A 23396-nucleotide genomic window follows, 5' to 3' on the forward strand; every position below is an offset into this window, starting at 1 on the left:
CCGTGCGCGCCCCCCCCCCCCACGGGGGGTGCGGGGGGCCCGGCGCGCCCGGCCCCCGGGGGGGCGCCCCCCCGCCGGCGCCCCCCACCCCGATCGGGTGTGTGCTGCGAGGCCTCAGGCCGCGGCGGGGAGCTCGTCGAGGCCCTCGGAGACGAGCTTGGCGAGGCGGTCGAGCGCGTCGTCGGCGTTCTCGGCGTCGGAGGCGAGGATGACCTCGTCGCCGCCCTGGGCGCCCAGGGCGAGGAGGCCGAGCATGGAGGCGGCGTTGACCGGGTTGCCGCCGGGCTTGGCGATGGTGATCGGCACGCCGGTGGCCGTGACGGCCCGGACGAAGACGGAGGCGGGACGGGCGTGCAGGCCCTCGGCCCAACCGATGGTGACGCGGCGCTCAGCCATGAGACGTGCCTTTCCGGTGAAGCTGGTCACGGCCGTGCTCGGGGAGCGGGGGAAGCGGCCATGTTGTCTAGACCAGTGTTGCACGCAGGCGGCCCCTGGAAACCGCTGCGTTCAGGAGTTGTGATTGTTTCTTTTCGGGGCATAAACCCCGGCCGGCGGTCCTGTCCACCCTGCCGTGAGCACACGCCCGGCGCCATTCGGCCCACCTCCGGATAACCTGACGAATGTGGAAGACCCCGCGGTGGCGAACCCCGAGCAACCCGACTATCCGCAGCACTGGGAAGCGGACATCCTGCTGCGCGACGGAGGCACGGCCCGGATCCGGCCGATCACCCCCGCCGACGCCGGCCGACTCGTGGAGTTCTACGAGCAGGTGTCGGACCAGTCCAAGTACTTCCGCTTCTTCGCCCCCTATCCGCGGCTCTCCGACAAGGACGTCCGCCGCTTCACCCACCATGACTTCGTGAACCGGGTGGGCCTCGCGGTGGTGGTCCGGGACCGCTTCATCGCCACCGTTCGCTACGACCGGATCGACGCCGACGGCCGTCCCTCGGAGACCGGCACCGACGCCGAGGTGGCCTTCCTGGTGCAGGACGCCCACCAGGGCCGCGGCGTGGCCTCCGCCCTGCTGGAGCACATCGCGGCGGTCGCGCAGGAGCGCGGCATCCGCCGCTTCCAGGCCGAGGTGCTGCCGGAGAACCGGAAGATGGTGAAGGTCTTCACCGACGCCGGCTACACCCAGCACCGCAGCTTCGCCGACGGCGTGGTGCACCTGGAGTTCGACCTCGAACAGACCGACCGCTCGCTCGCCGTGATGCGCGCCCGCGAGCACCGCGCCGAGGCGCGCTCGGTGCAGCGGCTGCTCACCCCGCGCTCGGTGGCGGTGATCGGGGTCTCCCGCACCGCGCAGACCGTCGGCCGGGCCATCCTGCGCGACCTGCTGGGGGACGCCGCCCAGGCCGACCGTCCGCTGTACGCGGTGAACCGCAACGCCGCGCCCGGCACCGAGCTGGACGGTGTCCCGGTCCACCGTTCGATTCTGGACATTCCCGGACCGGTGGACCTCGCGGTGATCGCCGTCCCCGAGGGCGCCGTCCCGGCCGCCGTCGCCGAGTGCGGCGCTCACGGGGTGCAGGGCCTGGTGGTGCTCACCGCCGGCTACGCGGAGACCGGTCCGGAGGGCCGGGACCACCAGCGCGCGCTGGTCCGCCAGGCCCGCGCGGCCGGCATGCGGGTGATCGGCCCGAACGCCTTCGGCCTGATCAACACCGACCCGCAGCACCCGCTGAACGCCTCGCTCGCCCCGCGCCTGCCCGGCCGCGGCGGCTTCGGGATCTTCTGCCAGTCCGGCGCGATCGGCGTGGCCCTGCTGGAGGCCGCCCACAAGCGCGGCCTCGGCGTCTCCTCCTTCGCCTCGGTCGGCAACCGCGCCGACGTCTCCGGCAACGACTTCCTCCAGTACTGGGCGGAGGACGACGCCACCCAGGTGGTGCTGCTGTACCTGGAGTCCTTCGGCAACCCGCGCAAGTTCACCCGGATCGCCCGCCGACTGGCCGCCGTCAAGCCGGTCGTGGTGGTCAAGGGCGCCCGGCACACCGGCAGCCTGCCGCCCGGCCACGCCGTCCCCGCCACCGCCACCGGCCTGCGCGACGCCACCGTGGACGCGCTGTTCGAACAGGCGGGCGTCACCCGGGTGGCGACGATCACCGAGCTGTACGACACCGGCGAGCTGCTGGCCCAGCAGCCGCTGCCGCCGGGGGACCGGGTCGCGGTGGTCGGCAACTCCGACTCGCTCGGCCTGCTCACCTACGACGCCCTGCTGAGCGCGGGCCTGCGCCCGTGCACCCCCGTCGACCTCACCACCGCCGCGACCGGCGAGAACTTCCGGATCGCCCTGGACGTCGCGCTCGCCGACCCGGCCGTGGACGCGGTGATCGCCGTCGCCATCCCGCCGATCGGCACCTCCGCGCACGCCTTCATGGGCGGCCGGCTGACCGGTGAGGACGACCCGGCGATGGGCTCGGACGACCCGGAGATCGCCGCCGCCCTGCTCGAGGCGGGCCTGCGGGCCCGGGAGCTGGGCAAGCCGCTGCTGCTCACCCACCTGGCGCTGACCGACCTGCCGACCCGGCTGCGCCCCGGCGGCATCCCCGCCTACGCGGCGCCCGAGCGGGCCGTGCACGCCCTCGCCCACGCCGTGCACTACGCGCAGTGGCGCCGCCGCACGGCCGTGGCGGAGGAGACGGCGCGCGTCCCCGAGCTGGACCGGATCGACGAGCCCGGCGCCCGCCGGCTGGTGGAGACGGCCCTGAGCACCCGGGCCGCCGCCCGCCCGTCGCCCACCACCACCCTTGATCGAGGCGCTACGCGCCGCTCCCTCTTGATGCGCACCCAGCCCGGCGGCGCCCGGATCACCCTGCCCGACGCCGGGGCCCGCGAACTGCTGGCCCGCTACGGCATCGACGTCTCGCCGACGCTGCCCACCCCGGACGAGGAGTCGGCCGCAGCGGCGGCCGACTCGCTCGGCTACCCGGTGGCACTCAAGGCGACCGCCCCGCACCTGCGCCACCGCCCCGACCTGGGCAGCGTCCGGCTGGACCTGACCGACGAGGCGGGACTGCGCCGCGCCCACCGCGAGCTGGACACGCTGCTCGGCGGCGCCGCGCAGGCCGAGCTGGTGGTCCAGCGGATGGCGCCGCGAGGGGTGGACACGGTGATCGCCGCCTCGGTGGACCCGGCGGTCGGCGCGATCCTCTCCTTCGGTCTGGCCGGTGCGCCGGCCGAACTGCTGGGCGACACGGCGCACCGCCTGGTCCCGGCCACCGACCAGGACGTCGCCGGGCTGATCCGGGAGGTCCGGGCGGCGCCGCTGCTGTTCGGCTGGCGCGGCGCCGAGGCGGTGGACACCGGCGCGCTGGAGGAGCTGCTGCTGCGGGTGTCACAGCTGGTGGACGACGTGCCGGAGATCGCCTCGGTGGATCTCGAACCGGTGGTCGTGGCCCCGCACGGACTGGCGATCCTGGGGGCGCGGGTGCGGGTGGCACCCCTGCCGGTCCGCAGCGATCTGGGCCCGCGCGCGATGAGCACGCTGTAACCTTCCTTGGTTGCGCCCTGCCCGGGCGCTGTTGTCCGAAGCTCGGCGCCGTGCCGCCCGCTTCGTCGGCGGACCATGCCAGGATGGAGATATGGCGAAGACCGGTACCACCACCACTCAGGACCTGCGCTCGGCGATCGAGCGCAGCGGCTACTACCCGGCCCTGGTGTCCGAGGCGGTCGAGTCCGCGGTGGGCCCGGAGCCGATCAGCTCCTACCTGGTGCACCAGGAGACGACGTTCGACGCCAACGAGGTGCGCCGGCACGTGACGGTGCTGGTGCTCACCCCGACCCGCTTCGTGGTGAGCCACACCGACGAGCAGTCCGGGGCCGAGGGCAGCCCGGCGGTGCCGTTCGCGACGACGTCGACGGAGAGCGTCCGGCTGGACCGGATCGGCTCGGTCGTGCTGAGCCGGATGGTGGCGAACCCGGAGACGTACACCCCGGGCACCCTGCCGCGCGAGGTGGTGCTGACGATCGGCTGGGGCGCGGTGCAGCGCCTGGACCTGGAACCGGCCGGCTGCTCGGACCCGAACTGCGAGGCGGACCACGGCTACACCGGCTCGGCCACGGCCGACGACCTCTCCCTTCGGGTGAGCGAGGCCGGCGACGGCCCGGAGACGGTGGCGCAGGCGCTGGTGTTCGCCCGGGCGCTGTCCGACGCGACGATCAGCAACGGCCCGCGGGTCTGACCTCCGCCGCATCCGACCGCCCGCACCGCTACGAATCCGGTTCCATGTCCTTCGTTCCTGCCGACGGCTACGACGCCTTCGAGATCCTTGACCCGGCCACGGCCCCCGCGCCCCCGTACGGCGGTGGCTCGCTGTGCGACCTGCTGCCCTCGGTGGCGGCGGGGCTGGGCGTCCCCGGGTTCACCGCGACGCTCCCGATCGCCCCGGCGGACCGGGTGGTGGTGTTCCTGGTGGACGGCCTGGGCTGGGAGCTGCTGCTGCGCCACCCCGAGTACGCGCCGTTCCTGTCCTCGTTGGTCGGGAGTTCGTTGGGGGGCAGCGGCCGTCCGCTGACGGCGGGCTTCCCGTCCACCACGGCGACCTCGCTGGCCTCGGTCGGTACCGGTACGCCGCCGGGCCTGCACGGCCTGGCCGGGTACACGGTGGCGGTGCCGGGCGCCGGCTACCTGATGAACCAGCTGCGCTGGCAGCCGCCGACCGAGCCGCACGCCTGGCAGCCGTACCCGACGGTCTTCGAGCGCACCCACCAGGCCGGGGTGGCGACCGCGCAGGTCTCGTCCCCGCTGTTCGCCCAGACCCCGCTGACCAGGGTGGCGCTGTCCGGCGGCACCTTCCTCGGCCGCACCACGGGCGAGGAGCGGATGGACCTGGCGGCCTCCTGGCTGGCCGAGCACGACCGGGCGCTGGTGTACACCTACGTCAGCGAGCTGGACGGCGCCGGCCACCGCTTCGGGGTGGACTCGGACGAGTGGCGGATGACGCTGGACGCGGTGGACCGGCTGGCCCGCCGGCTGGCCGCGCAGCTGCCGCCGCGCTCGGCGATGTACGTGACGGCCGACCACGGCATGATCGACATCGCGCCGGAGGACCGGATCGACTTCGACGAGGACTGGGAGCTGGGCGCCGGCGTCGCCCTGCTCGGCGGCGAGGGCCGGGCCCGGCACGTGTACGCGGTGCCGGGTGCGGCGGCCGACGTGCACGCGGTCTGGAGCGAGGTGCTGGGCGACCGGATGTGGGTGGCCACCCGGGACCAGGCGATCGAGGCGGGCTGGTTCGGCCCGACGGTGGACGAGCGGGTGTACGCCCGGATCGGCGACGTGGTGGCCGCGGCGCGCGACGACATCGCGATCGTCGCCTCCCGCAACGAGCCCGGCGAGTCCGCGATGATCGGTCTGCACGGTTCGATGACCCCGGTCGAGCAGTTCGTGCCCCTGCTGGAAGTCCGCGGCTAGCCGGGCCCCATCGCTCACTTGACTTTTCTGTGCCCGAACTTCCTTGATTTGAAAGGCCTTTGCTCCACCCATGGCTGAACTGGTGTTCTTCTCGGGCACGATGGACTGCGGCAAGTCGACGCTGGCGCTGCAGATGGACCACAACCACACCGCGCGCGGCCGGCAGGGCGTGATCCTCACCCGTAACGACCGGGCGGGCGCGGCGACGATCTCCAGTCGGCTGGGCCTGCGCGCCGACGCGGTCGAGGTGACGGACGACTTCGACTTCCACGCGCACGTGGTGCACCGGCTGTCGGCCGGCGGCCGGGTGGACTACCTGATCTGCGACGAGGCGCAGTTCTTCGCCGCCGAACAGGTCGACCAGCTGGCCCGGGTGGTGGACGAACTGGACATCGACGTCTACACCTTCGGCATCACCACCGACTTCCGCACCCGGCTGTTCCCGGGCTCGCAGCGCCTGATCGAGCTGGCCGACCGGGTGGAGGTGCTCCAGGTCGAGGCGCTCTGCTGGTGCGGCGCGCGGGCCACCCACAACGCCCGGACGGTCGGCGGGGTGATGGTGGTCGAGGGCGCCCAGGTGGTGATCGGCGACATCTCGGTGGACCGGGACGAGGTCGGCTACGAGGTGCTGTGCCGCCGCCACCACCGCCGCCGGCTGACCGCCGCGACGGCGCGCGCCTCGGTGCTCTCCCCGGACGTGCTGCCCTTCGAGGAGCAGCAGGCCTGAGAGGTGAACCAGGCCTGAGAGGAGAACCAGGCCTGGGGGTGAACCAGGCCCGAGTGCGGCGCCGCCCCCGGGCGGCGGCGCCTCCTACGGAGTCACTTCCAGCACGGAGAAGTGCCCGCCCTGCGGGTCGGCGAGCCGGGCGGCGCGGCCGCGCGCGGTGTCGTGGGGTTCGACCAGGACCCGGCCGCCGAGCTCGACGGCGTGACGGGCGGTCAGCACGGCGTCCCGGACCACGAAGTGGGTGCGCCAGCGCGGCGGGTGGCCGCGCAGCTCGGCGCGGTGCCGAATGCCGGCGACCGGCCGCCCCCGCACCAGCAGCGTGGTCTCGTCCGCGGTGGAGCGGACCGGGCGGCCGAGCACGGTGGAGTAGAAGGCGGCGGCGCCCTCCGCGTCGGGGGTGAGCAGTTCGGCCCAGGCCGGGGCGCCCGGTTCGCGGCCGGCCTCCCGGCCGAGGTGCTCCTCGCCCTGCCAGAGGCCGAAGACCGCACCGGAGACGTCGGCGGCGATGGCCATCCGCCCGGCGCGCTCGGCCTGGAGCGGTCCGACGGCGACGGTCCCGCTGCACTCGCGGACCAGTTGGGCGGTGCGGTCGGCGTCGTCCACGGCGAAGTAGGTGGTCCACTGCACCGGGAAACCGGTGGCGGTGGAGACGCCGAGGCCGGCCACCGGCGCCCCGTCGAGCTCGGCCCGGACGTAGTCGCCGAGCTGCCCTGGCCCGGGCGTGTACGTCCAGCCGAGCAGGGCACCGTAGAAGGCGCGCGCTCCGGGCAGGTCGTCGGTCAGCAGGCTGACCCAGCAGGGCGTGCCCTGGGCCAGTCGGAGTTCCACCGCGGGCAATGCGGGCCTCCTCGTGGGTGGTTGGCGCACGGAAATCCTCGCGCGCGAGGGTGATGCTTCCACCCTGGCGGGCGCCCAACCCTCGGGCCGCGCGGAAAGTCCGGCAAAGACCCCACAAAGAGCGGTGGTTCGGGCGTGTCGCGACGGATTCCGTCGGATTCCGCCGGTCGGACCGCGGCGAGGGGTCGGATGCCCGGCCGCCGGGGCCGAGCTGCGCGACAATGGCCGCCATGACCACCACCTACAACGACGGTTCCCCGCTGATCTCCGTGGCCGAGCTGCGGGAGGCGCTGGCCTCCGCGCTGCCGCCGGTGCTGCTGGACGTGCGCTACCAGCTGGTCGGTGCCGCGCCGGGCGGCCCGAGCGCGGCCGAGGAGTACCGGGCCGGGCACCTGCCCGGCGCCCACTTCGTCGAGCTGGACCGGGACCTGGCCGCCCCGCCCGGCGCCCCCGGCCGGGGCGGTCGCCACCCGCTGCCGGACCCGGAGGAGTTCGGCGCGGCGATGCGCCGCTCCGGGGTGAGCGCGCGGCGTCCGGTCGTGGTGTACGACGGTGCGGCCTCGATGGCGGCGGCCCGGGCCTGGTGGCTGCTGCGCTGGGCCGGGCACCGGGACGTCCGGGTGCTGGACGGTGGGTTCGCGGCCTGGCAGGCGGCCGGGCTGCCGGTGTCGGCCGAGCTGCCGGAGCCCGAGGAGGGCGACTTCAAGCCGGTGCCGGGGCAGCTGCCGACGGTGGACGGGGACGGCGCCGCGGCCTGGGCGCGTGGCGGTCTGCTGCTGGACGCCCGGTCGGGGGAGCGCTACCGGGGTGAGAGCGAGCCGGTGGACCCGCGGGCCGGGCACATCCCGGGTGCGGTCTCGGCGCCGACGACCGGGAACGTGGGGCCGGACGGCCGCTTCCGGCCGGCCGCCGAGCTGGCCGCCCGCTTCCGGGCGCTGGGTGCGGGGGAGCGGGAGACCGCGGTGTACTGCGGTTCGGGTGTGACGGCGGCGCACCAGATCCTGGCGCTGGAGGTGGCGGGCCTGTCGGCCACGCTGTACCCGGGCTCGTGGAGCGAGTGGTCGAGCGACGATGCGCGCCCGGTGGCGGTCACCGAGCAGCCGGGCTGAGTCGGCGCCCGCTCTGCGACGAGGATTCCCGACGGGCACGAAGTGATGCGGGGCGCCGGCTCGGCCGGCGCCCCGCATCACTTCGCTGCTGCTGCTACTACTCCTGCTTCTTGCGCCGGCTGCCGAAGACGATCTCGTCCCAGCTGGGCACGGTGGCCCGGCGCCCGGGCCGGACGCCGTCCGCCTCGGCCTGCCGGTCGGTGGTGCCGACCAGGCGCTCGCGGTGCGGGGCGACGGCGCGCGGCATCAGGATGTCGGCGTAGGCCGAGCCCGCGCCGACCGCCGGGGCGGCGGCCGCGGCGGCCTCCTCGCTCTCCTCGGCGACCTCGGCGGACACCGGCTCGATCGGGGCGGGGGCGCCGACGGCGAGGTCGCCGCGGAAGGCGGGGACCACGTCGAGCAGGCTGGTCAGCGAGTCCCGGGACTCGGCGGTGGCCTCCCGCGACTCGCGGACCTCGCGGGCCGACATGATGCGGTCGGCCGAGGGCCGGTCGATCATCGGGCGGGGCGGCCGCTCGTGGGGGAGCCGCGCGATCCGCGGGATGAACGGGAAGACCGACTCCTCCTCGCGCTCGACGTTCTCGCCGATCAGCGCGCGGGCCTCGTCGTCGTTGGGCTGGACCAGGCGCCGGGGCGGGTCGTACGTCCAGGAGGCGCTGCGGCCCTCGCCGTCGGCCCGGTAGGAGAGGATGACCTCCCAGGTGCCGTCGTCGCGCCGCCAGGAATCCCAGCGCTCGGTCTCCTTCTCGGCGCCGCGCAGCGCGAGCCGCTCCGCGACGGCCTCGCCGAGCTGCGGGCCGGGGGACTCGCCGTTGCGGCGGATGGCGGTCTTGCGGGCGCGCTCGGCCATGAAGGCGCGCTCGGCGAGCACCGGGCCCTCGAAGCGGCGGACGCGGTCGACGGAGATCCCGGCGGCCTGGGCGACCTCCTCCGCGGAGGCACCGGCTCGTATCCGGGCCTGGATGTCCCGGGGCCGCAGGTGGCTCTCGACCTCGATCTCGATCTGGCCGAGGCGCGGCCGGTCGCCGCGGATGGCGGCTCGCAGCCGCTCGTCGATGGGAAGGGTGTACTCCGTGCTGTCGGCAGCCTTGAGCACCAGCCGTGTGCCGTCGTTGCTGACGGCCACAACCCGCAGTTCGGGCACGGTTACCTCCCGGGTGGTGCCTGCCGACGTCACCTGCGTCGCTGCTCCCGTACTGAGTGTGGCCTGCCCACTCGCGACTGGCCACAACCTTGCTGAGTTCCCCGGCGTGTCGGGCTTACGCCCGCGCGCGCCGCTGTGGCACGGTTGCCTTTTTGCCACGCCATCCGTCGACGTCGCGCCTGGGTGTCCCGGCCGTCCTCGCACGCGGAGTGTTCGCGACGATCCGGGACGGGCGTCGCCGTGCGTGCCCGTTCCGTGGCTCCTCGTCAAGCTACCGGTGTAGACGTAGTCGACAAGTCGACCCAAGGCTCGGGCTTTACGAACAGTACTCCATTCGTGGCATCCAAAGGGGCGGCTCGCCGCTCAAGTCTCCCGCGATTCACGGGAATCTCAAGAGCGCGCTCCCCCGATGGCGGACCACCGCCGGATGAACGGTGATCATCTTCACACAATCCGGGCGCGGAGAACCGCATTTTCGCCCCTTGTGTCCTTCTTTGGGCAAGATGGAGAGTCTTGTTCGAGGAAAAGTCGTATGGACCGAGGGATGTTGATGCCGGAGCGGAGCCCCGCCGAGGAGGGCGGAAAGGCCAAGGAGGAGCGCAGGCGCATCGATCTGAGTGTGGCTCAGGTCGCGGCGAGTGCGCTGGCCACGGTGGTGGGTGCGCTGCTGGCCTCCGAGCTGGGGGTGTACGGCACGATCCTGGGCGCCGCCGTGGTGAGCGTCGGGGCCACCACCGGCAGTGCGGTGTTCCAGCACCTCTTCAAGCGGACCGGCGAGCAGCTGCGCGAGGTGGTGGACCGGGGGCCGAACCAGGCCGCCAACACCCTGCGCCAGGTACCGGTGGAGAGCGAGTCGCCCGGGACGCGGGTGCAGCCGCCGGTGATCACCTCGGAGTGGAACGAGCCGCAGGTGGTGCGGGCGCGCCGGCGGTGGGGCTGGAAGTCGTACGCGGCGGTGTCCGGGCTGGTCTTCGTGCTGGCGATGACGCCGATCGTGGTGTTCGAACTGGCCACCGGGCAGCCGGTGTCGGCGACGGTCAAGGGCGAGTCCGGCAACGGCACGTCCTTCGGCGGCTCGGTGCAGCCCAAGTCCGACCGGCCGCAGGACGCCCCGGCGGACCGGCCCGCCCCGAGCGGCCGGCCGGGCCAGGACACCGCGCCGTCCGGCGGTGCCTCGGCCCCGGCGACCACCCGGCCGAGCCGTGAGCCGGGCGACACGCCGAGCACCGGCGCGGGGACGGCCTCGCCCTCGGCGGGCCCGAGCGCGACCCCGTCGGCCGGCTCCTCCCCGTCGGCGGGCGGCGGGAAGCCCGCCGGAGGGACGACCCCGCAGCCGCCGGCGCCGAGCGACGCCCCGGCGAAGGAGCCGGTGAAGGAACCGGCGAAGGCGCCGGTGGCCCCGCCGCCGGCCGACGGGACCGCCGCGACCTCCTGAGAGCGCGACCTCCTGGAACGCGACCTCGGGTACCGGCCCTACGCGCCCAGCACCCGGCGCAGGTAGTCGTTGCCGAACACCCGCTGCGGGTCGACCTCGTCGCGCAGCGCGGTGAAGTCGCCGAAGTGCGGGTAGACGCCGGCCAGGTACTCGGCGTCGCGGGTGTGCAGCTTGCCCCAGTGCGGCCGGCCCTGATGGGCGGTCATCAGCTGTTCGACGCCGGTGAAGTAGCCCTGGTCGGCGGTGCCCCGGTAGAGGTGGACGGCGATGTAGGCGCTGTCCCGGCCGGAGGCGGTGGAGAGCCAGAGGTCGTCGGCGGGGGCGAAGCGCACCTCGACCGGGAAGCTGACCTTCCAGTCGGAGCGCTCGATCATGGCCTTCAGCTCGCGCAGCACCTCGCCGACGGCCGCGCGCGGGACCGCGTACTCCATCTCCACGAAGCGGACCTTGCGCGGACTGGTGAACACCTTGTACGCGGTGTCGGTGAAGCTGCGCTCGGACCAGGCCCGGCTGGCCAGCGAGGCGATCGAGGGGATCGAGCCGGGGAAGCGCCGGCCGACCCGGCAGGCACCCTCCCAGACGGTGTTGGAGAGGAAGTCGTCCTCCAGCCACTCCTTGAACCGGGGCAGCGGGGCGGCCGGGCCCTGACTGCGGTTGTTGCGCTTGGTGGAGCAGCGGTCGGTGTGCGGGAACCAGTAGAACTCGAAGTGCTCGTTGACGGTGGTGAGGTCGTCCAGGCGCTCCAGCACCTCGTCGAAGCCCATCGGCTGCTCGTGCGCGGTGAGCAGGAAGGCCGGCTCGACGCCGAAGGTGAGCGCGGTGATCACGCCGAGGGCGCCGAGGCCGAGCCGGGCGCCCTGGAAGAGCCGGGGGTTCTCGGTGGGGGAGCAGCGCCGGACGGTGCCGTCGGCGAGGACGATCTCCAGGGCGCGGATCTGGGCGGCCAGCGAGCCGGAGTCGCGGCCGGTGCCGTGGGTGCCGGTGCTGGTGGCGCCGGCCACGGTCTGGACCTCGATGTCGCCCATGTTGGTCAGCGAGAGGCCCTCGGCGGCGAGGATCCGGTTGAGCCGGCGCAGCGGGAGGCCGGACTCGACGGTGATGGTGCCGGCCTCGCGGTCGATCCCGCGGACGCCGGTGAGCGCGTGCGGGCGGATCTGGACGCCGTCGCCGGCGGAGGCGATGGAGGTGAAGGAGTGGCCGGAGCCGACGGCCTTGACGGTGCGGCCCTGTCCGGCGGCCCGCAGGATCTCCTTGGCCAGTTCCTCCACGGTGCCGGGGGCGGCGGCCCGCACGGGGCGGGCGCTCTGGTTTCCGGCCCAGTTGGTCCACCGGGTGGGGGTCGCGGTACTGGCCTGGGGCATTGCGCAGCCTCCTGCTCCGTGGCCGAACGGGTCGGCGCGGTCCGGGGCGGCGCTGCCGCCCTCAGGGCCGGTCCTCCTGGATCCTCGCCGGGTCCGGCGAAATCCGGGGGACGGGCCCTACCCGTCGGTAGCCCCCACGGGTAGGGCGAGAGACTAGTCAGTTCACCGTTCGGCGTCTACGGTCCGTCCGGCCCCTTCGGCGGCCGTCCCGGCGGTGGTCCCGGCGGCCAGTCCGGCGCGCAGCCGGCCGAGGCCGGCGAGGGCGGCGACCACGCCGAGCAGGCCGGCGGCCAGCGGCACCCAGTAGCCCGCGGCGGCACCGGAGGCGTCGATCACCCAGCCGCCGGCCGAGGAGCCGGCCGCGACGCCGAGGGCCAGGCCGGTGGTGGTCCAGGTCATGCCCTCGGTCAGCTGGGCGGCCGGGACGAGCCGTTCGACCAGGGCCATCGCGGTGATCAGGGTGGGGGAGATGGCGATGCCGGCGACCAGCAGCGCGGCGCCGACCGCGACCAGCCCGCCGACGCCGTTCACCGCGTGGGCGACCAGCAGCAGCGGCACCATGCTGATCGCCATGAACAGGACGCCGCCGAGGAAGCGCACCGCCATCGAGCCGGTGAGCTTGAGGGTCCCGAAGACCACCCCGGCCAGGCAGGAGCCGAGCGCCCACAGGGCGAGGATCACGCTGGAGACCGACTTGTGGCCCTGGGCCTCGGCGTAGGCGACGGTGACCACCTCGACCGAGCCGAAGATCGCGCCGGTGGCGACGAAGGTGAGGATCAGTACCTGGAGGCCGCGGTTGAGGATGACCGAGCGGCCCTGGTGCCGGGCGGCCGGGTGGACCGGCGGCTCGGTGGAGCGCTGCCCGGCGAACAGCAGCACGCCGACGGCCAGGAAGATCCCGGCGAGCAGCACGCCGGCCTCGGGGAAGACGGAGGTGGCCAGGCCGATGGAGAGGATCGGGCCGACGATGAAGCAGACCTCGTCGACCACGGCCTCGAAGGAGTAGGCCGTGTGCAGCTTGCCGGTGTCGTCGCGGTAGAGGTGGGCCCAGCGGGCGCGGACCATCGCGCCGGTGCTGGGCATCACGCCCATGCCGGCGGCGAAGACGAACAGCGTCCAGTCCGGGGCCTCCAGCCGGGCGCAGAGCAGCAGGCCGGTGACGGCGACGATGGTGACGGCCATGGCGGGGAGGATGATCCGCCGCTGGCCGTGCCGGTCCACCAGCCGGGAGACCTGCGGGCCGAGGACGGCGGCGGAGACCGCGAGGCAGGCGGAGACCAGGCCGGCCACCCCGTAGGAGCCTCGGAGCTGGGACAGCATGGTCACGATGCCGATCCCGGTCATGGAGATCGGCAGTCGGGAGACGAAGCCGGTGGAGGAGAAGGCCAGAGTGCCGGGGGAGGCGAATATCTGGCGGTAGCTGGACAGCACGGGAGCTCCGGGCAGGGGGGAGTAAGGAATAAGGCTGGCAAACACAGCTTACGTATGTTGGCAAACGGTATTTTCCGGACACTCGCGCGGCCCCGGCGACGGCGTCCGGCCCCTCAGTGGCAGGATCGGTGCCATGTCCGACGCGCGCAAACCCTCCCCCTCCGGCGCCGCTCCGTACGACGCCCTGCTGCTGCTGTCCTTCGGCGGGCCCGAGGGCCCGGAGGACGTCGTCCCGTTCCTGGAGAACGTCACCCGCGGCCGCGGCATCCCCAAGGAGCGGCTGAAGGAGGTGGGCAAGCACTACTTCATGTTCGGCGGGATCAGTCCGATCAACGGGCAGAACCGCGAGCTGCTCGCCGCACTGCGCAAGGACTTCGCCGAGCACGGGCTGGACCTGCCGGTCTACTGGGGCAACCGGAACTGGGCGCCCTACCTGATCGACACCCTGCGGGAGCTGGCCGCCGACGGCCACCGCCGGATCGCCGTGCTCGCCACCAGTGCCTACGCCGGCTACTCGGGCTGCCGCCAGTACCGGGAGAACCTGGCCGACGCGCTGGCCGCGCTCGCCGAGGAGGGCGTGCCCGCCCTGCGGGTCGACAAGCTGCGGCACTTCTACAACCACCCGGGCTTCGTCGAGCCGATGATCGACGCCGTCCTGGCCGCCCTGGAGGAACTGCCCGAGGCCGTCCGTCCCGGTGCCCGGCTGGCCTTCACCACCCACTCCATCCCGGAGTCGATGGCCGGGACCTCCGGCGCCCCGGACGACCCGGCCCGCGGTGAGCCCGGCGGCGCCTACGTCGCCCAGCACCTGGACGTGGCCCGGCTGATCGCCGCCGCGGTGGCCGGGCGCACCGGCGTGGCCGACCGGCCGTGGGAGCTGGTGTACCAGAGCCGCAGCGGGGCCCCGCACATCCCGTGGCTGGAACCCGACATCTGCGACCACCTGGAGGCCCAGCACGCCGACGGCGCGCCCGCCGTGGTGATGGTCCCGATCGGCTTCGTCTCCGACCACATGGAGGTCAGGTACGACCTCGACACCGAGGCCGTGGCCAAGGCCGCCGAACTCGGCCTGCCGGTGGCCCGGGCCGCCACCGTCGGCGCCGACCCCCGCTTCACCGCCGCGGTGCGCGAGCTCGTCCTGGAGCGGGCCGCCGGCGAGCGCGGCGAGCGGGTGGCCCGCTGCGCCCTGGGCACCCTCGGCCCCAGCCACGACGTGTGCGCGGTGGCCTGCTGTCCGAATCCGCGCGCCCCGCGTCCGGCCGTCGCCGAGCGCTGACCGTCCGCCCCGCGCGCCCTGCCCGCCCCGCGCGCCCGTCCGTCCCGTCGCTCCGGAGGAGAACCCCGTGCCCACCCCCGCCCTGCCCGACGCCCGGCTCCTCGACGACCTGCTGGAGGTCGCCCTGGACGCGGCCCGGCGGGCCGGCGCCCTGCTGCGCGACGGCCGTCCCGCCGACCTCGGCGTGGCCGGCACCAAGAGCAGCCCGGTCGACGTGGTCACCGAGATGGACCTCGCCTCCGAGAAGCTCGTCCTGGAGCTGATCACCGACCGCCGCCCGGAGGACGGCTACCTGGGTGAGGAGGGCGCCGAACGAGCGGGCACCAGCGGGGTCCGCTGGGTCGTGGACCCGCTCGACGGAACGGTCAACTACCTGTACGGGCTGCCCTCCTGGGCGGTCAGCGTGGCCGCCGAGGTGGACGGCCGGGCGGTCGTCGGCGTGGTGTACGCCCCGGCCCGCGGGGAACTGTTCCACGCCGTCCTGGGCCGCGGCGCCCGTCTCGACGGCCGGCCGATCTCGGCGCGCCCCGCCCCGCCCTGGGGCCAGGCGCTGATCGCCACCGGCTTCAACTACGTCCAGTCGGTGCGGGTCCGGCAGGCCGAGGTGCTGCTGGCGCTGATGCCGCAGGTGCGGGACGTCCGTCGGGGCGGGGCGGCCGCGGTGGACCTGTGCGACGTCGCCGCCGGGCGGCTGGACGGCTACTACGAGCGCGGCCTCGCCCCCTGGGACCGGGCGGCCGGCTGCCTGATCGCCGCCGAGGCCGGAGCCCTGGTGGGCGGGCGCCCCGGGCACGGCCCCGACGGCGAGCTGACCGTGGCCGCCGCCCCGGGGGTGTACGAGCCGCTCCAGGAGCGGCTGGCCGCGCTGCGCGCCTGGGAGGACTGACCGGTTCCGGCCGCCTCCGCCCGTGGACCGACGGGCCCGGGCGGGGCGGCCCCGGAGATGCGAAGAGCCCTGACATACGGGGGATGTCAGGGCCTGGGTTTCGCACGGCCCCCGCAGGGCCGCTGGTGCCGGAGATCCGGCGACGGGTCGGTGTGCCGAACGGGTCAGGCAGCGGTGCGGTGGCGCTCCAGCACCGTGTCCACGCCGTGCTCGGCGGCGAGTCGGCGGAGGTCGTCCAGCTCGGACTGCTCCACCTCGGCGAGGAACTCGTCCCCGGCCTCGATCGCGCGGTGCAGGTCCTGCTCGGCGTTGGCTATGCGCTGCAGGATTCCGGCCTTGAAGGCGTCCATACGGGCCCCCTTACTGTGTCGGACGTGCACGGTCGTGCGCTCTCCGCCCCGAGGAGGTCCAGCCGGTGAAAGCACCCGGGCCGGATCGTGGTGAGCTCCGGATGGGTGCGGAGTGGCCTTCGGCCGCTCCCGGTGATGTCCCAGCCCCAGGGCCGGCGCGGATGAACGCACGGCGGGTGGGTGCGATCGGCCGTCAGCCAGATCGCGGGTGTGCAGCTGTCCTCCCCGCCCCGGCGGCCGGGAAACCTCCTGGCGGAAGAAAGTTGCCCGTGTCACAGTCCAAGCGGAGTGGTACGGATGCGAACAGTCACCGCCGCGGCCCCGGGCCCCGTGCCCCAGCGGCAGCTTATCGCTGCTTTACCGCCGGACCAGGCAGGATGGAGGCACCGTCGGAGCCGTGCGTCCGCTTCCGGGGCCGGCCTGGAGAAGGGACAACGACCGTGCGGGTTCTCGTCGTCGAGGACGAGCAGCTGCTTGCCGAGGCCGTCGCGACCGGCCTGCGCCGCGAGGCGATGGCCGTCGACGTGGTGTACGACGGGGAGGCCGCGCTCCAGCGCATCGCGGTCAACGACTACGACGTCGTCGTTCTGGACCGCGATCTTCCGCTGGTGCACGGGGACGACGTCTGCCGCAAGGTGGTCGAGCAGGGCCTGGCCACCCGGGTGATCATGCTGACCGCCTCCGGCGACATCAGCGACCGGGTCGAGGGCCTGGAGATCGGCGCGGACGACTACCTTCCGAAGCCGTTCGCCTTCAGTGAACTCGTCGCCCGCGTAAGGGCGCTGGGCCGCCGCGCGACCATTCCGCTGCCCCCGGTGCTGGAGCGGGCCGGCATCTCGCTCGACCCCGGCCGGCGCGAGGTGATCCGCGACGGTCGCACCGTCCAGCTCGCCCCCAAGGAGTTCGCCGTCCTGGAGGTGCTGATGCGGGCCGGCGGCGCCGTCGTCTCGGCCGAGCAGCTCCTGGAGAAGGCCTGGGACGAGCACACCGACCCGTTCACCAACGTCGTGCGCGTCACCGTGATGACGCTGCGCCGCAAGCTCGGCGACCCGCCGGTGATCATCACCGTGCCGGGCTCCGGCTACCGGATCTGACGACCGGAGTCATCGACCGCGGGACTCCCCGCCGTACGCGCCCGCCCCGGCGGACGCCCCGAGAGGATCATCATGACCACCCCGCCTTCGGTCGGCGGGGCCTCCGGCGCGCCCGCCGGCGGCCCGCGTGCCGTCCCGCCCAAGCCCCTGACGCCGCCGCGCGTCCACCGCGCCGGGCACTACGTCCCCGGCGACGGCATGCTCGCCTGGCTGCCCTTCCGCCCCACCATCCGGATGCGGCTCACCCTGCTCTACGGCGGGATGTTCCTGATGGCCGGCGTCGTGCTGCTGCTCCTGATGTACGTGTTCTTCCAGGACGCCGTCTCGTACCTGGCACCGCGCAAGCTGAGCTTCAACGGCAACCTCGTCCAGGTCAGCGGCCCCGACGGCATCAGCAGCACCATGGACAGCACCGACTTCAACAAGTGGCAGGCCGCCGACTACCTGGGCCGCTCCAACTCCGCGCTCAACACCCTGCTGCGCAAGTCGCTGACCATGCTGGTCTGCCTCGCCGTGATCGCCTTCGCGGCGGGCTACGCGATGGCCGGCCGGGTGCTGCGCCCGCTCGGCCGGATCACCCGCACCGCCCGCGACGTGGCCTCCTCCGACCTGCACCGCCGGATCGAGCTGGACGGCCCGGACGACGAGCTCAAGGAGCTCGCCGACACCTTCGACAGCATGCTGGACCGGCTGGACCGCTCCTTCGACTCCCAGCGCCGCTTCGTCGCCAACGCCTCGCACGAGCTGCGCACCCCGCTGGCGATCAACCGCACCCTGCTGGAGGTCCAGCTCTCCGATCCGGCGGCCTCGCCCGACCTCCAGCAGCTGGGGAAGACCCTGCTGGCCACCAACGAGCGCAGCGAACAGCTGGTCGAGGGCCTGCTGCTGCTCGCCCGCAGCGAGAACGAGCTGACCGACCGGCGCCCGGTGGAGCTGTCCGAAGTGGCCACCCGGGCGCTGGAGCAGACCCGGGGCGAGGCGGCCAAGCGCGAGGTCGAGCTGCGCTCGAAGCTCGATCCGGCGATGGCGGCGGGCAACGGCGTGCTGCTGGAGCGGCTCGCGCTCAACCTGCTGCAGAACGCCGTCCGCTACAACAACCCGGGCGGCTGGGTCGAGCTGGCCACCACGGCGGTGCCCGGCGGCGGCGAGCTGGTGGTCTCCAACACCGGCCCCGTGGTGCCCGGGTACGAACTGGAGCACATCTTCGAGCCGTTCCGCCGGATCAAGGGCGCCGACCGCACCCGCAGCGACAAGGGGGTCGGGCTCGGCCTGTCCATCGTCCGCTCGGTCGTGCGCGCCCACGGCGGCACCATCGAGGCCACGCCGCGCGCCGGCGGCGGCCTCACGATGAGGGTCCGCATCCCCTCCCCGTAAGGGTCCAACGACCCTTCCGTAGGCGACCGTTCCCAGCCGCCCCCGTCAGGCCCGTCAAGACGACATAAGGCCTGGCGGGGGCGGCTTGTCTTTTCCGGCCCGAGCAACTTACGGTGTCGTAACCTACGCAACCGTAGGTGAATCCGTCGGCGGCCCGTCGACGGGTCCGAAACGACGTGTCCCCGTCCAGCGCGCCCGTCCCAGCGCGTGCCGTCCCCTCAGGAGCACCACCGTGACCATCGCCCCTGTGCAGAGCAGCTCCTCGCTCGTCCCGAGCGGCTGGACCGACGCGCGGCTGATCCTCGCCCTCGAAGAGGTCGTCGAGAAGGAGCTCAACCGCCACCTGGCCGTGGCCAAGGAGTGGATGCCGCACGAGTTCGTCCCGTGGAGCCAGGGCCGCGACTTCGACGGCGTGCTGGGCGGCGAGGCCTGGTCGCTGGAGCAGTCCCAGGTGACCGCGGTGGGCCGGGTGTCGCTGGTGGTCAACCTGCTGACCGAGGACAACCTCCCCAGCTACCACCACGAGATCGCGACCATGTTCGGCCGCGAGGGCGCCTGGGGCACCTGGGTGCACCGCTGGACGGCCGAGGAGGGCCGCCACGGGATAGCCATCCGCGACTACCTGCTCGCCACCCGGGCGGTCGACCCGGTGGAGCTGGAGCGGGCCCGGATGTCCCACATGTCGGAGGGCTTCGAGTCCGACAACGCGCACAGCATGCTGCACTCGGTCGCGTACGTGGCCTTCCAGGAGCTCGCCACCCGCATCGCGCACCGCAACACCGGCAGGCACGCCGGCGACCCGCTCTGCGAGCAGCTGCTGGCGAAGATCGCCAACGACGAGAACCTGCACATGGTCTTCTACCGGAACCTGCTGAAGGCCGCCCTGGAGATCGCCCCGGACCAGGCCATGCGGGCCGTCGCCGACGTGGTCACCGACTTCCGGATGCCCGGCCACGGAATCCCCGGCTTCGAGCGCGCCGCCGCGCAGATCGCCCTCGGCGGGGTGTACAACCTGCGCATCCACCACGACGACGTGCTCCAGCCGGTGCTGCGCCACCTCAAGGTCATGGAGATCGGCGGGCTGGGCCCGGAGGGCCTGCTGGCGCAGAACGAGCTGGGCGTCTTCCTGGAGGGGCTGGACGGCCAGGCCCGGAAGTTCGAGGAGCGTCAGGCCGCCCTGCTGGCCCGCCGCGCGGCCCGGAAGACCGCCGGCTGAGGTCCCGGGAACGGGCGGGGGCCGGGCCGTCGGCCGGGCCCGGAACCCGGCGGTCGGAGTGGGTGGATTTTCCGTGGTTTGACCAGGAAGATTCTCAACGTGACCAAGCTCACATCGTGTCGCTCCACGATTCCGGGCAACCCCGGAGAGTGATCGGCGACCCAGGGGTGCCGATCGCCGTCCGTGACCGGATTTCGACCCCCGGCCGGTCCACGGGATCGGTCGGCCTCCCTGGTGGGCACGGGATTCCGCGGGTATCCGCGGCAGCCGTGCTCACTGTGCGTGTCCGGATTTCCGGGGTTGACGAGGGGCTGCGATGGCCCAGCGTGAGGCCTTCGACGAGCCCGGGGATCACCCCGATGGAGCCCGGGCTGAGTGTCGATTGAGTAACAGGGCTTGAAGTAAGGCAAAATCTCCGCCTCGGGTCGGGCACAAGACCGGCCCCCCATGCGTTACGTGCGCTGGAGATACCGCACACACCGCACAACCCGGAGGGGGAGAGCGAAAAATGGCAACCGACTACGACACCCCGCGCAAGACCGACGATGACGTCAACGAGGACAGCATCGAAGAGCTCAAGGCTCGGCGGAACGACAAGGGCGGCGGCTCTGTCGACGTCGACGAGTTCGACGCCGCCGAGGGCATGGAGCTGCCCGGCGCCGACCTCTCGAACGAGGAACTCGCCGTCCGCGTCCTGCCCAAGCAGGCCGACGAGTTCACCTGCATGAGCTGCTTCCTGGTCCACCACCGCAGCCAGCTCTACAGCGAGAAGAACGGCAACCCGATCTGCCGGGACTGCGGCGCCTGAGCACCGCGGCGGACAGGGCCCGGTGCCCGCGGCTGCGCCCGCGGGACCGGCACACCGCTCCTTCCGGCCCCGGGCAGCGGGGCCGGACGGCAGATCCGGGTACCGTCCGGCTGGACGGACCCGGCAGGACGGAGTCGGCCGGCGAACCGGTCAGGACGAAGTCGTAGGGACGGTCCCGCAGCAGCGGAACCGTCCCTCTCCGTTTGTAGGCTTCTTCGGTTCTTCGGTTCTTCGGTTCTTCGGTTCTCCGGGCTCGTGCCCGGACCCGCCTCAGGTGCGGGCGCCGCGCCGGGCGTCCTCCAGGGCCTCCGCCAGCTTCATCGGCGAGCGGGTCGACAGGTAGAGGTACGGTGTCGGGTCGGCCGGGTCGGTCACCTCGATCCGCAGCGCCGTCGGGACGTAGCTGCGCAGCAGCATGAAGGCGCGCGGATCGGCCTTCGGGCCGCGCCAGGCCGCCGCCTCGGCGGGGCTGAGCGCCTGCGCGTCGCCGAGCGCGTCCACCGGGATCCGGGCCGGGCCGGCCACCAGCGAGCCCTGGACCACGCGGATGCGGGCCGAGCCGTAGCTGCTGATCGCGACCGCGCCGGCGGCGATGCCGACCACCAGGCCGATCAGCGCGGCCGGACCGCTGACCCGGATCAGGATCAGCGCGAGCGTGAGACCCACCGCGATGGGGAGCAGCCACCAGGAACGCGGCACCGTGAGGCGTTCGTCGTACATGCCCCCCATTGTGGTCGCCCTGACGTCCGGCGCGGGACGCCACCCCCACCGGAGGCCCTCCTACCCCTGGGTAGGGTTGGTCCCCGTGACCGGTACGACAGCTCCCAGCACCCCCACCGGCCGGCCGGCGCCCGCCCTGCCGCCGACCCCGACCACCCCGCCGCCGGACGCCGTCCTGCCGGAGCGCCACCCCCAGGCGCCCGCCCCCGGCACCCGGCTCGGCTCCCACTACGAGCACTGCTTCGGCTGCGGCCCCCAGCACCCCGGAGGCCTGCGGATCGACGCGGTCGCCGGCGAGGGACTCGACGTCACCGCCGAGTTCGCCGTCCGTGACGCCCACCAGGGCGGCCCCGGCCTGGCCCACGGCGGGCTGCTGACCACCGCCATGGACGAGACCCTCGGCACGCTCAACTGGCTGCTGCACGCCCCCGCCGTGACCGGCCGGTTGGAGACCGACTTCCTCAGCCCGGTGCCCGTCGACTCGGTGCTGCACCTGCGCGCCTGGATCACCGGCGTGCTCGGCCGCAAGATCTACAGCGCCGCCGAGGCGCGGATCGGCGGTCCGGACGGACCGGTCGCCGTGCGCGCGCAGGCCCTCTTCATCCAGGTGAAGCTGGAACACTTCACCACGCACGGTCGTCCCGAGGACATCGAGAAGGTCCTCGACGACCCGGATCTGATGAAGCGCGCACGAGCCTTTGAGGTGAACCCTTGAGCGACACCCCCCGCCCGCAGCTGGACGTCCTGATCAAGCGCATCGACCCCGAGCTGCCGCTGCCCGCCTACGCGCAGCCCGGGGACGCCGGTGCCGATCTGCGCACCACCGTCGACGCGGAGCTGGCCCCCGGTGAGCGGGCCGTCCTGCCCACCGGCATCGCCATCGCCCTGCCGGACGGCTACGCGGCCTTCGTCCACCCCCGGTCCGGGCTGGCAGCTCGTTGCGGCGTTGCCCTCGTGAACGCCCCGGGGACGGTCGATGCCGGGTACCGTGGAGAGATCAAGGTGATCGTCGTCAATCTGGACCCGCGCGAGGGGGTCAGCTTCCGCCGAGGGGACCGGATCGCCCAGCTGGTGATCCAGCAGGTCGAGAAGGCCCGTTTCCACGAGGTGGAGGAGCTGCCTGGGTCGGCACGCGCCGAGGGCGGGTTCGGGTCGACCGGCGGCCACGCCGCGGTCTAGCATGCCCGCGGCCTCGCAGGAAGCCGAGCAGGTATTCGCATCGGTCTTGGACCGGGAAGGACAGTGACCGTGTTCCGTCGTCGCCAGAAGAGCGAGGACGCTGTCGAGCAGCTCGCCGACGACGCCATCAGCGCCGACGAGACGGCCGATGACGTCGAAGGTTCCGCCGAGAGCGAGAACGTGACCGAGCTGGACCCGGCCGACAGGGTCGGCCTGCCGCCGGCCCCCCGGCCGGACGGCCCGTGGGACCACTCCGAGCTCGAGAACCCGGAGGAGGGGCGAGTCGACCTCGGGGGTCTGCTGGTCCCCGGTGTCGAGGGCATGGAACTGCGCGTCGAGGTCGCCGGTGACGCGATCGTGGCCGCCACCCTCGTGCTCGGCAACAGCGCCATCCAGCTCCAGGCCTTCGCGGCCCCGAAGTCGGAGGGCATCTGGGGGGAGGTCCGGGAGGAGATCGCCAACGGCATCACCTCGCAGGGCGGCCTCATCGAGGAGGAGGAGGGCCCGCTCGGCTGGCACCTCCGCGCCCAGGTCCCCGTGCAGCTGCCGGACGGCACCCAGGGCGTGCAGCTGGTGCGGTTCGTCGGCTGCGACGGTCCGCGCTGGTTCCTGCGCGGTGTGATCTCGGGCCAGGCCGCGGTGCAGCCGGAGATGGCCGGGATCCTGGAGCAGGTCTTCCGGCAGACGGTCGTCGTGCGCGGTGAGTCCCCGATGGCTCCGCGTGACCCGATCGTCCTGAAGCTTCCCGAGGACGCCCAGATGGTCGCCGACGGTGGCGGGGCGGTCGCCGCCGAGGAGGGCGGCAATCGCTTCGGCGGCGCCTCGATCGACCCGTTCGCGCGCGGTCCGGAGATCACCGAGGTCCGCTGACCCCGGATCCGGGCGGCTCCGGCCGGCCCAGACCGACACCGATCGCCCCTGCCCGGAAGACCGGGCGGGGGCGATTTGCATGTGGCGGGCCGGTGCCCGTACAGTTCCGGAGTCGCCGCGGGAGACCGGGGCGACAAAGCGGAAAGCGAATCCGATGAATGAAACT

22 protein-coding genes are annotated in these 23396 nt (G+C 73.5%); 15 read left to right on the forward strand and 7 right to left on the reverse strand.

What is annotated here, in order from left to right; all coding sequences use genetic code 11:
- Nucleotides 1-114: 114 nt before the first annotated feature.
- Nucleotides 115-396 carry an HPr family phosphocarrier protein gene (locus ABZ449_RS37645; RefSeq protein ID WP_360355341.1) on the reverse strand — a complete coding sequence of 94 codons (282 nt, stop codon included), beginning with the start codon at nt 394-396 and terminating at the stop codon, nt 115-117.
- Between the two features lie 226 nt (nt 397-622).
- On the opposite strand from ABZ449_RS37645, the gene ABZ449_RS37650 reads away from it, so the two are divergent.
- The 4 genes from ABZ449_RS37650 (at nt 623) to ABZ449_RS37665 (ending at nt 6140) form a co-directional block, all read left to right on the forward strand.
- Nucleotides 623-3490, forward strand: a complete 2868-nt coding sequence (locus ABZ449_RS37650; RefSeq protein ID WP_360355343.1) for a GNAT family N-acetyltransferase — start codon at nt 623-625, stop codon at nt 3488-3490.
- Between the two features lie 91 nt (nt 3491-3581).
- Nucleotides 3582-4181 carry a DUF5998 family protein gene (locus ABZ449_RS37655; protein WP_360355346.1) on the forward strand — a complete coding sequence of 200 codons (600 nt, stop codon included), beginning with the start codon at nt 3582-3584 and terminating at the stop codon, nt 4179-4181.
- A 44-nt stretch (nt 4182-4225) separates the two neighbouring features.
- Nucleotides 4226-5413 (forward strand): nucleotide pyrophosphatase/phosphodiesterase family protein, encoded by a 1188-nt coding sequence (locus tag ABZ449_RS37660; RefSeq protein ID WP_360355349.1) that lies wholly within the window; start codon nt 4226-4228, stop codon nt 5411-5413.
- Between the two features lie 70 nt (nt 5414-5483).
- The gene (locus ABZ449_RS37665; RefSeq protein ID WP_360355352.1) at nt 5484-6140 is read left to right on the forward strand and encodes a thymidine kinase; all 657 of its coding nucleotides are present in this window, start codon (nt 5484-5486) and stop codon (nt 6138-6140) included.
- Between the two features lie 84 nt (nt 6141-6224).
- Here ABZ449_RS37665 and ABZ449_RS37670 read toward each other — a convergent pair whose 3' ends face one another.
- Nucleotides 6225-6968, reverse strand: a complete 744-nt coding sequence (locus ABZ449_RS37670) for a VOC family protein (protein WP_360355389.1) — start codon at nt 6966-6968, stop codon at nt 6225-6227.
- Between the two features lie 239 nt (nt 6969-7207).
- Between ABZ449_RS37670 and ABZ449_RS37675 the strand changes: the two genes are divergently transcribed.
- Nucleotides 7208-8086, forward strand: a complete 879-nt coding sequence (locus ABZ449_RS37675; protein WP_360355354.1) for a sulfurtransferase — start codon at nt 7208-7210, stop codon at nt 8084-8086.
- 97 nt (nt 8087-8183) lie between these two features.
- Here the strand turns inward: ABZ449_RS37675 and sepH are convergent, their stop codons facing one another.
- Nucleotides 8184-9263 (reverse strand): septation protein SepH, encoded by a 1080-nt coding sequence (gene sepH / locus ABZ449_RS37680; RefSeq protein WP_360355357.1) that lies wholly within the window; start codon nt 9261-9263, stop codon nt 8184-8186.
- 517 nt (nt 9264-9780) lie between these two features.
- On the opposite strand from sepH, the gene ABZ449_RS37685 reads away from it, so the two are divergent.
- Nucleotides 9781-10665, forward strand: a complete 885-nt coding sequence (locus ABZ449_RS37685) for a hypothetical protein (protein ID WP_360355360.1) — start codon at nt 9781-9783, stop codon at nt 10663-10665.
- Between the two features lie 38 nt (nt 10666-10703).
- Here the strand turns inward: ABZ449_RS37685 and ABZ449_RS37690 are convergent, their stop codons facing one another.
- The gene (locus ABZ449_RS37690; RefSeq protein ID WP_360355362.1) at nt 10704-12026 is read right to left on the reverse strand and encodes a D-arabinono-1,4-lactone oxidase; all 1323 of its coding nucleotides are present in this window, start codon (nt 12024-12026) and stop codon (nt 10704-10706) included.
- A 162-nt stretch (nt 12027-12188) separates the two neighbouring features.
- Nucleotides 12189-13457, reverse strand: a complete 1269-nt coding sequence (locus tag ABZ449_RS37695) for an MFS transporter (protein ID WP_360355365.1) — start codon at nt 13455-13457, stop codon at nt 12189-12191.
- A gap of 133 nt (nt 13458-13590) precedes the next feature.
- Here ABZ449_RS37695 and ABZ449_RS37700 point away from each other — a divergent pair, with 133 nt between their 5' ends.
- Both ABZ449_RS37700 and ABZ449_RS37705 read left to right on the forward strand, forming a co-directional pair.
- A complete protein-coding gene (locus ABZ449_RS37700; protein ID WP_360355368.1) occupies nt 13591-14733 on the forward strand; it encodes a ferrochelatase in 1143 nt (380 codons plus the stop codon).
- Nucleotides 14734-14800: 67 nt separating this feature from the next.
- Nucleotides 14801-15619: an inositol monophosphatase family protein gene (locus ABZ449_RS37705; RefSeq protein ID WP_360355371.1), complete on the forward strand. Its 819-nt coding sequence runs from the start codon at nt 14801-14803 to the stop codon at nt 15617-15619.
- A gap of 164 nt (nt 15620-15783) precedes the next feature.
- Here the strand turns inward: ABZ449_RS37705 and ABZ449_RS37710 are convergent, their stop codons facing one another.
- Nucleotides 15784-15969, reverse strand: a complete 186-nt coding sequence (locus ABZ449_RS37710; RefSeq protein WP_030057688.1) for a hypothetical protein — start codon at nt 15967-15969, stop codon at nt 15784-15786.
- Between the two features lie 440 nt (nt 15970-16409).
- Between ABZ449_RS37710 and ABZ449_RS37715 the strand changes: the two genes are divergently transcribed.
- The 4 genes from ABZ449_RS37715 (at nt 16410) to ABZ449_RS37730 (ending at nt 20461) form a co-directional block, all read left to right on the forward strand.
- Nucleotides 16410-17063 carry a response regulator transcription factor gene (locus ABZ449_RS37715; RefSeq protein WP_355265487.1) on the forward strand — a complete coding sequence of 218 codons (654 nt, stop codon included), beginning with the start codon at nt 16410-16412 and terminating at the stop codon, nt 17061-17063.
- A gap of 72 nt (nt 17064-17135) precedes the next feature.
- Complete coding sequence (locus ABZ449_RS37720) at nt 17136-18437, forward strand: HAMP domain-containing sensor histidine kinase (RefSeq protein WP_360355374.1); 1302 nt, start codon at nt 17136-17138, stop codon at nt 18435-18437.
- 232 nt (nt 18438-18669) lie between these two features.
- The gene (locus ABZ449_RS37725; protein ID WP_360355377.1) at nt 18670-19653 is read left to right on the forward strand and encodes an acyl-ACP desaturase; all 984 of its coding nucleotides are present in this window, start codon (nt 18670-18672) and stop codon (nt 19651-19653) included.
- A gap of 508 nt (nt 19654-20161) precedes the next feature.
- A complete protein-coding gene (locus ABZ449_RS37730; protein WP_360355380.1) occupies nt 20162-20461 on the forward strand; it encodes a DUF4193 domain-containing protein in 300 nt (99 codons plus the stop codon).
- Between the two features lie 270 nt (nt 20462-20731).
- On the opposite strand, the gene ABZ449_RS37735 is transcribed toward ABZ449_RS37730, so the two are convergent.
- Nucleotides 20732-21190 (reverse strand): DUF3093 domain-containing protein, encoded by a 459-nt coding sequence (locus tag ABZ449_RS37735; RefSeq protein WP_360355383.1) that lies wholly within the window; start codon nt 21188-21190, stop codon nt 20732-20734.
- Between the two features lie 127 nt (nt 21191-21317).
- On the opposite strand from ABZ449_RS37735, the gene ABZ449_RS37740 reads away from it, so the two are divergent.
- From ABZ449_RS37740 to ABZ449_RS37750, 3 genes are all read left to right on the forward strand, one after another.
- The gene (locus ABZ449_RS37740) at nt 21318-21896 is read left to right on the forward strand and encodes a PaaI family thioesterase (RefSeq protein ID WP_360355393.1); all 579 of its coding nucleotides are present in this window, start codon (nt 21318-21320) and stop codon (nt 21894-21896) included.
- The gene (dut, locus tag ABZ449_RS37745; protein ID WP_350629222.1) at nt 21893-22360 is read left to right on the forward strand and encodes a dUTP diphosphatase; all 468 of its coding nucleotides are present in this window, start codon (nt 21893-21895) and stop codon (nt 22358-22360) included. Before ABZ449_RS37740 ends, dut begins: the two co-directional genes overlap by 4 nt.
- A gap of 69 nt (nt 22361-22429) precedes the next feature.
- The gene (locus ABZ449_RS37750) at nt 22430-23230 is read left to right on the forward strand and encodes a DUF3710 domain-containing protein (RefSeq protein ID WP_360355386.1); all 801 of its coding nucleotides are present in this window, start codon (nt 22430-22432) and stop codon (nt 23228-23230) included.
- Nucleotides 23231-23396: the final 166 nt, after the last annotated feature.

The organism is Kitasatospora sp. NPDC005856, assembly GCF_040629945.1.
GTDB lineage: Bacteria > Actinomycetota > Actinomycetes > Streptomycetales > Streptomycetaceae > Kitasatospora.